Genomic DNA, 12,270 nt, shown 5'->3' with positions numbered 1-12,270 from the left:
CTGCTGGCGATCTTGATACCGGTCTGTAGGCTCTGAAAATTTAATTGAACTGATATTGTTCTTAAAACGCTTGACGAAAGGTTTGATTAAGTTAGAATACGCCCTCTTTTGCGGAGCGGTAGTTCAGTTGGTTAGAATACCGGCCTGTCACGCCGGGGGTCGCGGGTTCGAGCCCCGTCCGCTCCGCCAAAGTATTTTTGCAAGTATTCCAAGAACACCCAAAGCTCGAATATTCATTCGCTTTTAGCTTAAATCCTGCTCCAAATCATTTTGATAATATCCGTTAACATCATGTCATTGTTGTTGATGTAGGTGGACATTTGTTCAAAAGAAAACCAGGCACCAGTTTCAATTTCATCTGCGTTTAGACAAAACGGGCCGTTTGCTATGCCTTTATAAACCTGAATAAATTCCTTGCCGGTAACCGCTGCAGCAGGAATTTTAAATAAAAATTCAAGAGGGCAGCTAATTAGCCCCAATTCTTCCTGAAGTTCCCGATAAGCACATTGCTCATACGTTTCGCCCGCATCTACATGTCCTGCAGCCGAACTATCCCAAAGTCCCGGATTGATATCCTTTGATAGTGATCGTTTCTGTAAAAAAAGGGAATGATCATCATTAAACAGCAGGATATGAACGGCCCGATGTTTTAATCCCTCAGCATGGATTCGCTGTCTTGAATCTACACCTATTATGTGGTCGTTATCATCGACCACGTTAAGCCATTCTGTTAGCATTCGAATCCTGAGATATTGTTTATAATCGCATACGGAATTATAGGTCAATAGTAACCGGGGTAAGCAAGAAAAGTAGGGGGATAAAACAAGAAGGTAACGCGGATGGAGCAGATGTTTGTGATTACAACCGCCTAAACTCAATGACGAGTCATTGAATAAAGGCGGTTATTACTATCTCCGTTAAACAGTGTATCAGTGTGAATTAAATTTCAAATAGGCAAATAGGTTTATAAAATATAAACCTATTGTTTATATTAGGGGTGCCATGGATAAATTAAATAACATCAGGGTTTTTTGCCGGATTGTAGAGCTGGGTACTTTTGTGGCGGTTGCCAGAGAGATCAATGTATCGGCGATGATGGTGAGTAAATACATTGCGCAGTTGGAAGAGTCTCTGGGCGTTGCTTTGTTAAACAGGACTACGCGCCGTATCAGTCTGACCGAGGCCGGAGAAAGTTACTATGCCCGCAGTAAACCTTTGTTAGAGGAATTGGCCGAACTGGATGAGGATATTTCTGAACTAGGCAAAAATGTCAAAGGCATATTGAAGGTAACAGCGCCCATCGATTTTGGCGGCATCTATGTGGTGCCAGCGATTGAGGCTTACCAAAACCAGCATCCGAATGTAAAAATCATGATGTCTTTACAGAACAGCCATATCAATCTGAGTGAGGGAATTTACGATGTTTCAATTGTTGTTTCCAATTCGGTTGATTTAGGGGTGGTTGCGCGAAAAATTGCCGAAACGAAGTTATGTACTTATGCATCACCCGCTTATATTGCAAAATACGGCGAGCCGCGCGATATCGATGAACTGAATCAACACTTATGCCTGCATTATATCGATACGCCCCATGAAGATTTTTGGGTTTTTAATGTGGCCGGTGAAGAGAAAAAACTCAGAACGACCTGGCATTTTGCTTCCAATAACGGGAGAGCGCTTTGTCAGGCGGCTTCTTTGGGGATGGGAATTACGCAAGCGCCGGAACTATCGGTGGCGAATTATCTGGAACAAGGCCGCCTGATCGAAATTCTGCAGGATTACCGGATACCTGCACTGTCTATTTATGCGACCTACATGCAAAGACGATTTATCCCCGCCAAAATAACCACTTTTGTAAATTTCCTGAGTCATTTTTTTGATAAACAACATTTTGAGAGTATTCAAAAGTTTTAGTGAAAGTGGAATCTCAAATAAAACTCAAAATTACATCAAAATCACCCGATTTGATAAGCGGCCAGAACTAATCAGCTAAAATGGAGTCACACCTTTGTTTAAAAAAAACTAGGGTAAGAGAGCTAACCCAATTAGGTTAACTCTGAATTTCAAGCTGCACCGTCACAACTTAAACTGAGGTAACCCACTATGCCTACCTTGCTCAACACGTTGGAAAAAGAAGAATTTGCGGCTCAACTTAGAGCGCATTTTGCTCAAATCCGAAATGAGCTTATCAGGGAATCGCAATTGCATAATGGGCCAGAAGAAGCTCAAAATCAGCATGACAGTGAATATGATGGATGTCTGGATTTACTCTTCGATTTAAATTTCGGTCTTGTTGATCTGGCTGAATCCAGCCCCGATTTGCAAGGTGTATCCCCATTATTTTCTGAACTTAGCCGCAAAAATAATGGAAAAGGAAGCCTCATTTAACCAGCAATAAACAAGGGTAAAACGCGCTCATGACGCTTTTAACTTCGCATTTGAACCTACCTCATATCCCTAAATAACTGGTTTTATCAAGTTGCTGACTTGATTGCCGCTTAAATCCTCTCAATAGCTTTATCAACAAGCTTTGTCTGGATGGTTCTCTAAATGAACCATCTTGTTCGCTTCGGGGTCAGAAAGATTCTTCATCATTACCCAACTGATAATCAGAAGAGAGCAGTTGAAATCTGCTAGAGTCTGTTAAACTGCATTCATTATTTATATTTTTCTACTAATGGACTGAACAACTCTTCTGTTTTTAATGCGCCTAAGGTTCTGGCCAATTTCATTACTTCCATCTTCATTAAATCAGGCGTCATATCCGGCGCAAACACACTATGCTTAAACGATCTTTAATTATCCTGCTGATTACGCTATTGATTTTTGGTGGCTTATTCGGATTGAAATTCCATCAAATAAGTCAATCGGCTCAAGCGTTTAATCCGCCGCCACCGCCCATTGTGGCGGTTACTGAGGTCATACAGGAGGATTGGCCGTCGACCATTTCTGCAGTCGGTTCATTTGTCGCAGTGGCGGGTATTGATGTGAGCAACGAGGTGACCGGAATTGTCAAAGCCATTCATTTCGAATCGGGACAAACAGTAAAAAAAGGGCAGCTGCTTCTTGAACTCGATGCCTCTACAGATCGCGCTGAACTCGATGGATTGCAGGCCGAATTGAGGTTTGCTCAGGTAAGGTTCGATCGAAGCGCTCAGCTGATTGATAAAAAGTTTGTTGCAAAGTCTGTTTATGATCAGAACAAAGCTTTGCTGGAAGAAGCGATTGCCGCCGTGCACACCAAGAAAACGCTGATCGACAAAAAGTTGATTAGAGCACCGTTTGACGGTGAAATTGGGATTCGTCAGGTCAATTTAGGTCAGTATCTTGCGCCCGGTTCGGCAATTGTATCGCTGCAAAAACTGGATCCTATTTATATCGACTTTACTGTTCCTGAGCGCGATTTAAGTGGAGTAAAGATAAATCAACAGATTACCGCCACTATTCAGGCGTATCCCGAGCAGGTTTTTACAGGAAAAATCAGTGCCGTCAGTCCGGCCATGGATCAGGATTCCCGCTCGGTCAAAATTCGTGCGGTACTGGGCAATAAGATGCGTTATTTACGTCCGGGAATGTTCGCTCAGGTCAATATCTTATCGCAACAGCCACTTAAAGTGCTGACCTTGCCGGATACGGCCATTACCTATAATCCCTATGGCAGTACTGCCTTTGTTGTCGTCTCCGGTGAGCAAGGACTGACAGTTCAAAATAGACAAGTCGAAACAGGGTTAACCAAAGCTGGCCGTGTTCAGATTGTGAAAGGCTTAAATCAGGGAGAAAAAGTCGTCAGTGCCGGACAGGTTAAATTACGTAACGGTATGCCGGTGACGCTGGATGACAAACCTGCTCCCGGAGAAAGAGAGGGGCAGCCGTGAAATTTACAGACTTGTTCATTGAACGACCGGTACTGTCCAGCGTAATCAGCTTACTGATCCTGGTTATCGGCTTAAGGTCGTTGACAGCGTTAGAATTGCGTCAGTATCCCGAGACAGAAAATACCGTAGTGACGGTAACCACTTCTTATCCGGGCGCGAGCAGCGATCTGGTTCAGGGCTTTATCACCACACCTTTGCAACAGGCGATAGCGGAGGCCGATGGGATTGATTATCTGTCATCGAGCAGTCGTCAGGGGATTTCGACCATTGAGGCGCACATGCGGCTCAATTATGATCCGAATGCAGCCGTATCCGAAATACAGGCCAAAGTCGCCAGTCAGCGCAATGTTTTGCCTTCTGAATCAGAAGATCCGGTCATAACCTCGCAAACCGGCGATACCACTGCCTTGATGTATATTGCCTTGTACAGCGATACGATGTCTGCCTCTCAGATCAGCGATTATATGCTTCGAGTTGTACAGCCTAAAATTCAGGCTGTGCCTGGCGTTGGAAAAGCCAAGCTGTTAGGTAACAAAACTTTTGCCATGCGGATATGGTTGAAGCCTGAACGTATGGCGGCGTTAGGCATAACGGCAGAAGATGTCTCCGATGTGCTTAAAGACAATAATTACCTCTCCGGAGCCGGACAAACCAAAGGAAACTTCGTCAAAATAGATTTGAGTGCAACAACGGATGTGATCGATGAAACCGGATTCAACGATCTGGTGGTGGGTAACCGGAACGGAACATTGGTCAGATTAAGAGATATTGCCGATACCGAAATGGGCAGTGAAGATTATGAATCGGTCAACTGGTATAAAGGCAAAATAGCTATTTTTATGGGCGTTGAACAAGCGCCCGGTGCCAATCCCCTGACGGTTGCTAATGCGGTCAGGGCCCAGTTGACGGAGATTGAAAAAGATTTACCGGAATCATTGAATGTCTTGCTGCCTTACGATGCCAGCCAGTTCATTCAGGATTCGATTGATGAAGTGTTTCGGACCTTGTTTGAAGCAGTCATCATCGTTTTATTGATCATCTATTTGACGCTGGGGTCCGTTCGGGCGGCTTTGGTACCTTCGGTAACCGTGCCCTTGTCGCTGATTGGCGGCGCAATTTTGATGCTCTCATTGGGCTATTCGATTAACTTGCTGACTATGCTGGCCATGGTGCTGGCGATAGGCCTGGTAGTTGATGACGCTATTATTGTCGTGGAAAATATCCACAGGCATATTGAAATGGGCGAGTCCCGGATTGATGCGGCAATAGTCGGTACTCGAGAGTTGGTGCTACCTGTTGTTGCAACCACAGTGGCGATCATCGCCGTTTATCTGCCTATCGGCTTCATGGGAGGACTGGTTGGTACGTTATTCACCGAGTTTGCCTTTTCATTGGTCGGAGCCGTAATTATTTCCAGTATCGTGGCGCTCACCTTGGCACCTATGCTCAGTTCGAAAGTACTGAAGGAGAAAGGCCAGGCAAGCCGCTTTGAAATTTTTGTGGAACATGCATTTACTCGCTTGTCTGAGGGTTACCAGCGAACTTTGCGGCCCTTGTTGGACGTTCCGTCAGCAATTGCCGTATTTGCTGCGTTGGTCATGATCAGCATTTATTTCATGTTTAATTTTTCGCAAAAGGAATTGGCGCCGACAGAAGACCAGAGCATTCTGTTTTTTATGGCGACGGGTCCGCAAACAGCGACACTCAACTACAACGAAACCTATACACGTGAATTGATCAAAGTTTTTGAAACATTTCCTGAATATAAGGAAAGTTTCTTGTTACTGGGATTTGGGGGTGATAACAATGCGGTTTTCGGCGGCTTCAAAATGCCTTCAGCTTTTGATCGTGAGCGCTCTCAAATGGCGATTCAGCCGGATTTGCAGGCCAAGGTGAACGATATTGCCGGATTTCAAACGGCTATTATTCCGAGGCCCAGCTTGCCCGGTTCGGGCGGTGGGTTGCCTTTGCAATTCGTCATGATCACGGATGCTGATTATCAAACCCTGGATAAGGTCGCGGATCAAATCGTTAGCAACGCGATGCAGAGCGGACGGTTTTCTTTTTTAATGAAGGACGTCGAATTTAACCGGCCCAAAGCAACGTTAGTGATTGATAGAGACAGAGCGGCGGATTTGGGTCTTACGATGCAGGAAATCGGTAAAAATCTGGCTACGTTGTTAGGCGGGCAGTATGTCAACCGGTTCAGTCTGCAAGGCCGAAGCTACAAAGTCATTCCTCAGGTTGATGATTTGGCGCGATTGGATATCAGTAAATTCGATAATTATTACCTGAGAACGGCGTCAGGAGGGCAGGTGCCGCTCTCCTCGCTGGTGCGTATCGAACATTCGGTTGAGCCCAGTAAACGGACGCAGTTTCAGCAGCTGAACAGTTTGACGTTGAACGGCATGATGGCGCCGGGTGTGTCATTAGGCGATGCGATGGCCTATCTTGAGCAGGAGGCTGAAGCCGTTTTTCCGCGTGGTTTTAGTCACGATTATACCGGAAGCTCAAGGCAATACGCCCAGCAAGGGAGCGCCTTGATCTTGACTTTCTTCATGTCTTTATTGGTTATTTATCTGATGCTGGCCGCGCAATTTGAGAGCTGGCGCGATCCCCTGATTATTTTGATCTCGGTGCCATTGTCGATAGCGAGTGCATTGGCCTTTATCATGCTAGGGTTTGCCACAATCAATATCTATACCCAGGTTGGACTGATTACCTTAGTCGGCTTGATAGCAAAAAACGGCATATTGATTGTTGAGTTTGCCAATCAGCTGCAGCTTACGGAAGGCATGTCCAAGCGCGATGCGATTGAAGAATCCTCAAAAATCAGGCTGCGACCAGTATTGATGACGACGGTTTCAATGATAGTGGCGATGGTGCCTCTGTTAATGGCATCAGGACCTGGAGCTGCCAGCCGGTTTGATATTGGCTTGGTTATTGCCAGTGGATTGGGCGTCGGGACATTGTTTACTTTGTTTGTCGTGCCCGCATTTTATTTATTGATTGCGCGAGATCGTAGTCTGGAGGTTAAAAAAACGTTACCTATCGTCTAAGTCTGATTTTGTTCTTGCCAATTTGCTGTTAAAGAAGGCCCTGCGTGCCGGAAAATAATACTTTATAAAGCCTGAGAGCTGTAAATTAATCCATGCCTTATTTGGCAGAGTTATAAACAGATCCCATGCGTCAGGCGGCAAACAGCAAGACCAAACGGCCGATTTTTGTTTTCAAAAAAGGACAGTAGAATAGCTTGTTTTATTTTGAAAAAATGAAAACAAGATCGCAATATTTTTCATTTAAGCTAAATTTAAGGCAGACTGTTAAGAATGAGTCTGCATTAAATTGATTAACAAACAGAAGTATCAACTATGACAAAGCATATTTTAGAAAACCATGGTCACGACGAGGATAGTGTGGTTGCGTCAAGGCGGCGGTTCTTGAAAAACATGGCTTATGGCACGCTGCTGACGATTGGAACACCTGTCATTGCTAACGCATCGGTAAGACGTTTTCCGGTTTATAAAACGTTGGCCTTTCAAAACATGCACACCGGCGACAAGTTAAAATTGACTTATTTCGAGCAAGGCCGTTATATCAGCGAGGCATTGCAGGAGATCAATTATTTGCTTCGCGATTATCGTTCGGGAGATGTGCATCCTATTGATCCTGCTTTACTTGATCAGTTGTATGATCTTCGGATGATGTTAGGCGTCAATAAACCTTTCAATATCTTGTCGGCTTATCGGTCTCCATCTACGAACGCCATCTTGAGAAAACAAACCCACGGCGTAGCAAAGCACAGCTTGCATATGCAGGGAAAAGCCGTTGACATTCGTTTGCCCGGTGTGGACACAAGAAAAATTCGTAATGCAGCTTTGGCTATGCGACAAGGTGGGGTAGGCTACTATGGCCATTCTGATTTCGTGCACATTGATACCGGGGATTTCAGAACCTGGTAGATTGTTCAATAATTCATTCATCGTATCTGCTCACCTCCTACAATTTTATTGGGTGTAGTTGGTTGATTGAAAGCGTTTCTGCAACAGGGACGTATTCACGCGTACTTTGAAATCAAGCATCTACATCCTCAATTGAAAGCGGGCAAGTAGTTACCATTCATCTTAAAAAAGCGGCACATCTTTTTAAAATATGTCGCTTTTTTTATTTGCCGATTCCGCTCACCTGTTTTTATACAGTGGTTTATGTAAAGCCTTTTAAGGGCTGACGGTCTTTATAGCAATGCCAATTAATGCTTAAGTCTAAATTCCGGGAATTCAAGGAATCAAAGCGAACCAAATGAGTGCAAAAAACAACAAAATCAAGCGACTTAAAAGCTGTCATATTAATTTAATATAATAAATGTACTGTAATATCAATGAGATTTGTTGAAAACAGTGAGTCTGGCACAATATTAGCTTTTGTTGTTATATATTGACAAGCACCAGTTGTTTTTTTCCAGACTTGGATAGGATAGATTTTTCATGATTTTTATCTAAGCAGAGGACGCTGAAGACAACGGTTTGATGGTTTCTATAATGGGAGAAATGCTATGTTAAACCCTGTTAATTTATCCTCTGATGTTTTGGGCGCTTTACTGGATTGGAGTGATATCAGTACCGGCCGCTTAGCATCGGCGGCACTGCTGATGTTTTTTTCGATACTGTTGTCCCTGGAAGCGCATTCGCCTTATAAAAAGTGGACATTCAAGGAGTGGCGTCAATCCTGCCGGACAAATGCCTCATTATTTTTATTTAACAGTGTGGTGTTATCGTTTTTCTCGGCCGGGCTGTTGTTATTTTCAGCCGATTTGGCTGATGGCAAAGGTTTGCTGTCATTTATTGAAAGCCCTCTGCTTAAAGGGCTCCTGGCGTTTTTATGGTTCGATCTGCTGTTTTACCTCTGGCACCGAGCCTGTCACCATTTTGAAGGGCTATGGCTGTTTCATAAGGTCCATCACAGTGATGCTCATCTCAACACCTCGACTGCATTTCGGGTGCATTCCATAGAGCTGTTACTGACCAATCTTTTGAAATGCGGATCAGTTTTATTGTTAGGTGTTGATAAGTCGACTGTATTGTTGATCGAGGCAGTGACAACATTATTTGTAATGTTTCATCATGCCAACATTGCCTTTCCCTTTGAGCGGGTTATGGGAAGGATCTTTATTGTGCCATTTTTACACCGACTTCATCATTCCAAAGAAAGAGCCGAGCATGATCGCAATTTTGGTGCGGTTTTTTCACTTTGGGACAGGGTGTTGGGCACTGCGGCAGAAGCCGAGCCATTAGAAATTGGCTTAAAAGATAAGTCATCGCCCGGCTTTTGGGCTCAGCTAAAATTCGGCTTCATCAATACGGCAAAAAATGCAAAAAGTCAGTTGCCTGTTGCAAGCACTGAAAGTATCCAGACCATGGTGGCTGAGGCTGCTTATTACAAAGCCTTAAAACGGGGGTTTTCAACGGGCGATACATTCAAGGATTGGGTGGAGGCCGAACGTGAGATCAGAATGCGATTCATGAACCTGCAAGGCGAATAAAATGATGTCGTTAGTGCAGCCGGGTTTAGCTCTATCGAGCGGGCCCTGCTTGCTTGTTTTGTTGTTTGAGTTCTACGAAGATAAAGCAATCAGATCGTGAATGTTTGCTCATATTGCAGTGCATAATGGATTAAAAAGCATGCGGTTTATTTGAAAACACGATAAGTTACTCAAGCAGCAGCAATTCTCAGTTTGATCTTTTCGGCGTCATTTTGGGCTGGGAAAAGCCTTTTGAGGAGCGTCGTAAACCTTCCATGGGGGCTTGACAGCAGCATCTGACCGCCAAGAACGGTGGAAATGCAGATTTTGTCCTGAATAAAAATCTTCCCCCCTGCTGCCGACATCCTCAAAAAGCTTCCCTCAGCCCTTTTTTCCCTTCAAATTGAGAATTGCTGCACAAGCAGTGAGATGCGCCATTCTGACTGCCCCAAAATTGAGGCTATTTTACAGACGATTCTTTTAATAGGTGCTCATGAAAAAGAAAGTTATTTATAGTCACGGCAAGGATAGTGTGCCCTGGGGTGAGAAAACCCGGGCTTTTGCAGATGTGGCCAAGCGTCATGGATATGAGGTCGAAAGTCCTGATTATCGGACACAACCGGATCCGGATGAACGGGTTAAGCAGTTATTGGCAACAGATTGGCAGGAATATGACAGCGTGGTGCTGGTGGGGTCCAGTATGGGTGGTTATATATCGACGGTGGCCTCACCCGTTATTAAACCTAAGGGACTGTTTTTGCTGGCACCTGCATTTTATCTGCCCGGTTACCAAATAACCGGTTTTACGCCTATGGCTGAGGCGATAGCTGTTTTTCATGGGTGGCAAGACGATATTGTTCCGCCTGAGCATGTCTGGCGATTTTGTCAGACCCATCGGATTCGTTTGAATCTTTATGACGCCGATCATCGGTTGATGAGCGTTCTGCCGGAATTGGCCGCTGAATTTGATCGCTTTCTTGCCGAATTAGGATGAGAAGGTTTGATCTTAAGTCTTTTGCCTTAATGGCAATCCCTTGCCGATTGATGATCCAATTTGAGGCTTTTGGTATTGTTGGTTCGGGTGGTTAGAGAGGTTGATGCGGTTTCGGCGAGGTTGCCATTTCACGTTCCTCGATTGCCTTTTTTATCGCATTAGCATTGCTCTCAATTTTCTCTGCCATTTCGTCATCTTTAGTCAATTGTTCCAGCAACACCTGATGGCGGTTTCGTTTTTGCTCAAATGCCTCAAAGCTGTCTTTGGGCACTGTGCTTTCCATCTCTTTAGTCCAGACCTTTTTTTGGAGTTCCTCTTTTTGGGCTTCTTTATCAAGATAGCGTTTATGTTTCTCCGCGAAGATGGCTTGTTTTGCATTCATCGACTTTTGGCTTTCAGGGCTTTGTTTTGTTTGTTCTGTCAGTCCCTGAACTGAAAAAAACAGTCCAGTCAAACCAGCGAACAATAAAAATAATTTTTTAATCATGGATACTCTCTTAACATTATAATGAGCCCAGATAGGCGGCTATTGCCTGTATCTCGGCTTCAGAAAATTGTGCGGCTACGGTCGGCATAGGTCCGCCTTTACGGTCGCCTTTCTTGAAAGCGGTTAATTGTCTGATCAGATAATCAGGCTGTTGACCGGCTAAGCGGGGGATATGAAGATTGCCTTTTAAAGCTTCGCCATGGCATCCCATGCATTGACTAACCAGCGTCGATCCTTGTTTTGACAAGGCCGCGTCGCCACCTGCGCTTTGGGTTTGCTGGCTGTTGAAATAGGCGGCGAGCTGTTCCATGTCGGATTGACTCAGGTTTGCGGCCTGAGTGTTCATGATTGAATTTTTCCTGCGGCCTTCTTTAAAGGCTTTGAGCTGAGCAACCAGATAGGCGGCTTGTTGGCCAGCCAGGTTGGGAAAATCGGGAGAGCCGCTATTGCCCTGAGCGCCGTGACACCCTGTGCAAGTGGTGGCCAGTTTTTCTCCGGATGAAGTTTCTGCTGCGGAGCAGGGTAAGGCAAGCAAACCAATGATTGACGCGCATAACAGCCATGAAGATTTGTGGTTTAGCATGACAGTCTCCCGTTTTGAAATAAGAGGGAAGGTGGGCATTGTGATGACAGGTTTATTTTTTCAATGGATGTAACCTGATTACCTGTCCTCACTATAAACCCAGTTTAGCTCTCATGTCAGTAAAATATTATTCATCAATTCAGTGTCATGATCATCCCTATAAATAACCCTCCCATTCCTGCTATTGGTGTCAGTGGCATCGTATTTAACGCTCAGCATAACGTGTTGCTGATCAAGCGTAATCAGCCTCCGGCTTTCGGGCTCTGGTCAATTCCAGGAGGCAAACTGGAGGCGGGAGAAACGTTGGTCGAAGCTTGCCGTCGCGAGGTCAAGGAAGAAACAGGCATGGATGTTCGGGTAGTGTCGATGGTCGCCGTTGTTGAAAGAAGGATTGATCAGTTTCACTATGTCATCGTTGATTTTTTGGCTGAACTTGAAGAGGCTTGCTCCTCAATACCTGTTGCCCAGACCGATGTTTCTGAAGCTCGCTGGGTCAGTATGCAGCAATTAGATGATTTTGAGTTGGTGCCCGGACTACAGGAAATCATGGTCAGGACCTATGACGCTTATTGCCGTGGAGAATTTCCAGGGTTTTGTGATGCTTCAAGCGTAGGTTCCGACTTCATCCTGCCTGCGGCAGGCGGTTTTTAATTCATGAAATCAAAAAAGAAATGTATCTGCTCACCCCCTCCAATTATAGTGGGTGTAGGTGGTTGATTGAAAAGGCTTCTGCAACAGGGATGTTGCAGAGAGCTACAGGGACGCATTTACGCGTCCTTTGAAATCAAGCACCTACACCCTTAATTCAAAGCG

The 12,270-nt window shown here is 44.8% G+C and carries 11 protein-coding genes and 1 tRNA gene; 9 read left to right on the top strand and 3 right to left on the bottom strand.

From position 1 onward, the window contains the following. Nucleotides 1-112: 112 nt before the first annotated feature. Nucleotides 113-189, top strand: a tRNA-Asp gene (locus tag Q7V32_RS06395). A 59-nt stretch (nucleotides 190-248) separates the two neighbouring features. Here the strand turns inward: Q7V32_RS06395 and Q7V32_RS06390 are convergent. Further along, on the bottom strand, nucleotides 249-716 hold the full coding sequence (locus Q7V32_RS06390; protein WP_304896148.1) for an NUDIX domain-containing protein: 468 nt from the start codon (nucleotides 714-716) through the stop codon (nucleotides 249-251). 286 nt (nucleotides 717-1,002) lie between these two features. Between Q7V32_RS06390 and Q7V32_RS06385 the strand changes: the two genes are divergently transcribed. From Q7V32_RS06385 to Q7V32_RS06355, 7 genes are all read left to right on the top strand, one after another. Then, complete coding sequence (locus Q7V32_RS06385) at nucleotides 1,003-1,914, top strand: LysR family transcriptional regulator (protein ID WP_304896147.1); 912 nt, start codon at nucleotides 1,003-1,005, stop codon at nucleotides 1,912-1,914. Nucleotides 1,915-2,103: 189 nt separating this feature from the next. Beyond that, nucleotides 2,104-2,388, top strand: a complete 285-nt coding sequence (locus tag Q7V32_RS06380) for a hypothetical protein (protein ID WP_304896146.1) — start codon at nucleotides 2,104-2,106, stop codon at nucleotides 2,386-2,388. A 392-nt stretch (nucleotides 2,389-2,780) separates the two neighbouring features. Then, entirely contained in the window at nucleotides 2,781-3,875 is a 1,095-nt protein-coding gene (locus Q7V32_RS06375; protein WP_304896145.1) for an efflux RND transporter periplasmic adaptor subunit, read from the top strand. After that, nucleotides 3,872-6,934: an efflux RND transporter permease subunit gene (locus Q7V32_RS06370; protein WP_304896144.1), complete on the top strand. Its 3,063-nt coding sequence runs from the start codon at nucleotides 3,872-3,874 to the stop codon at nucleotides 6,932-6,934. Before Q7V32_RS06375 ends, Q7V32_RS06370 begins: the two co-directional genes overlap by 4 nt. Nucleotides 6,935-7,246: 312 nt before the next feature. Further along, nucleotides 7,247-7,837 carry a DUF882 domain-containing protein gene (locus Q7V32_RS06365; RefSeq protein WP_304896143.1) on the top strand — a complete coding sequence of 197 codons (591 nt, stop codon included), beginning with the start codon at nucleotides 7,247-7,249 and terminating at the stop codon, nucleotides 7,835-7,837. Between the two features lie 590 nt (nucleotides 7,838-8,427). Then, on the top strand, nucleotides 8,428-9,414 hold the full coding sequence (locus tag Q7V32_RS06360; protein WP_304896142.1) for a sterol desaturase family protein: 987 nt from the start codon (nucleotides 8,428-8,430) through the stop codon (nucleotides 9,412-9,414). A gap of 472 nt (nucleotides 9,415-9,886) precedes the next feature. Next, entirely contained in the window at nucleotides 9,887-10,387 is a 501-nt protein-coding gene (locus Q7V32_RS06355; protein ID WP_304896141.1) for an alpha/beta hydrolase, read from the top strand. A gap of 91 nt (nucleotides 10,388-10,478) precedes the next feature. Here the strand turns inward: Q7V32_RS06355 and Q7V32_RS06350 are convergent, their stop codons facing one another. Then, nucleotides 10,479-10,874 carry a hypothetical protein gene (locus Q7V32_RS06350; protein ID WP_304896140.1) on the bottom strand — a complete coding sequence of 132 codons (396 nt, stop codon included), beginning with the start codon at nucleotides 10,872-10,874 and terminating at the stop codon, nucleotides 10,479-10,481. A gap of 16 nt (nucleotides 10,875-10,890) precedes the next feature. Next, entirely contained in the window at nucleotides 10,891-11,457 is a 567-nt protein-coding gene (locus tag Q7V32_RS06345; protein ID WP_304896139.1) for a cytochrome c, read from the bottom strand. A gap of 147 nt (nucleotides 11,458-11,604) precedes the next feature. Between Q7V32_RS06345 and Q7V32_RS06340 the strand changes: the two genes are divergently transcribed. Further along, a complete protein-coding gene (locus Q7V32_RS06340) occupies nucleotides 11,605-12,108 on the top strand; it encodes an NUDIX hydrolase (protein WP_304896138.1) in 504 nt (167 codons plus the stop codon). Nucleotides 12,109-12,270: the final 162 nt, after the last annotated feature.

Source organism: Methylicorpusculum sp., from assembly GCF_030651835.1.
Lineage (GTDB): Bacteria > Pseudomonadota > Gammaproteobacteria > Methylococcales > Methylomonadaceae > Methylicorpusculum.
Note: the sequence above shows the minus strand (reverse complement) of the source record. Positions and strands in the feature narration are given on the sequence as shown.

Coding starts and splice junctions, on each gene's coding strand:
- Q7V32_RS06385 (WP_304896147.1), top strand. CDS start 1,003: ATGGATAAATTAAATAACATCAGGGTTTTTTGCCGGATTGTAGAGCTG.
- Q7V32_RS06380 (WP_304896146.1), top strand. CDS start 2,104: ATGCCTACCTTGCTCAACACGTTGGAAAAAGAAGAATTTGCGGCTCAA.
- Q7V32_RS06375 (WP_304896145.1), top strand. CDS start 2,781: ATGCTTAAACGATCTTTAATTATCCTGCTGATTACGCTATTGATTTTT.
- Q7V32_RS06365 (WP_304896143.1), top strand. CDS start 7,247: ATGACAAAGCATATTTTAGAAAACCATGGTCACGACGAGGATAGTGTG.
- Q7V32_RS06360 (WP_304896142.1), top strand. CDS start 8,428: ATGTTAAACCCTGTTAATTTATCCTCTGATGTTTTGGGCGCTTTACTG.
- Q7V32_RS06355 (WP_304896141.1), top strand. CDS start 9,887: ATGAAAAAGAAAGTTATTTATAGTCACGGCAAGGATAGTGTGCCCTGG.
- Q7V32_RS06350 (WP_304896140.1), bottom strand. CDS start 10,874: ATGATTAAAAAATTATTTTTATTGTTCGCTGGTTTGACTGGACTGTTT.
- Q7V32_RS06345 (WP_304896139.1), bottom strand. CDS start 11,457: ATGCTAAACCACAAATCTTCATGGCTGTTATGCGCGTCAATCATTGGT.
- Q7V32_RS06340 (WP_304896138.1), top strand. CDS start 11,605: ATGATCATCCCTATAAATAACCCTCCCATTCCTGCTATTGGTGTCAGT.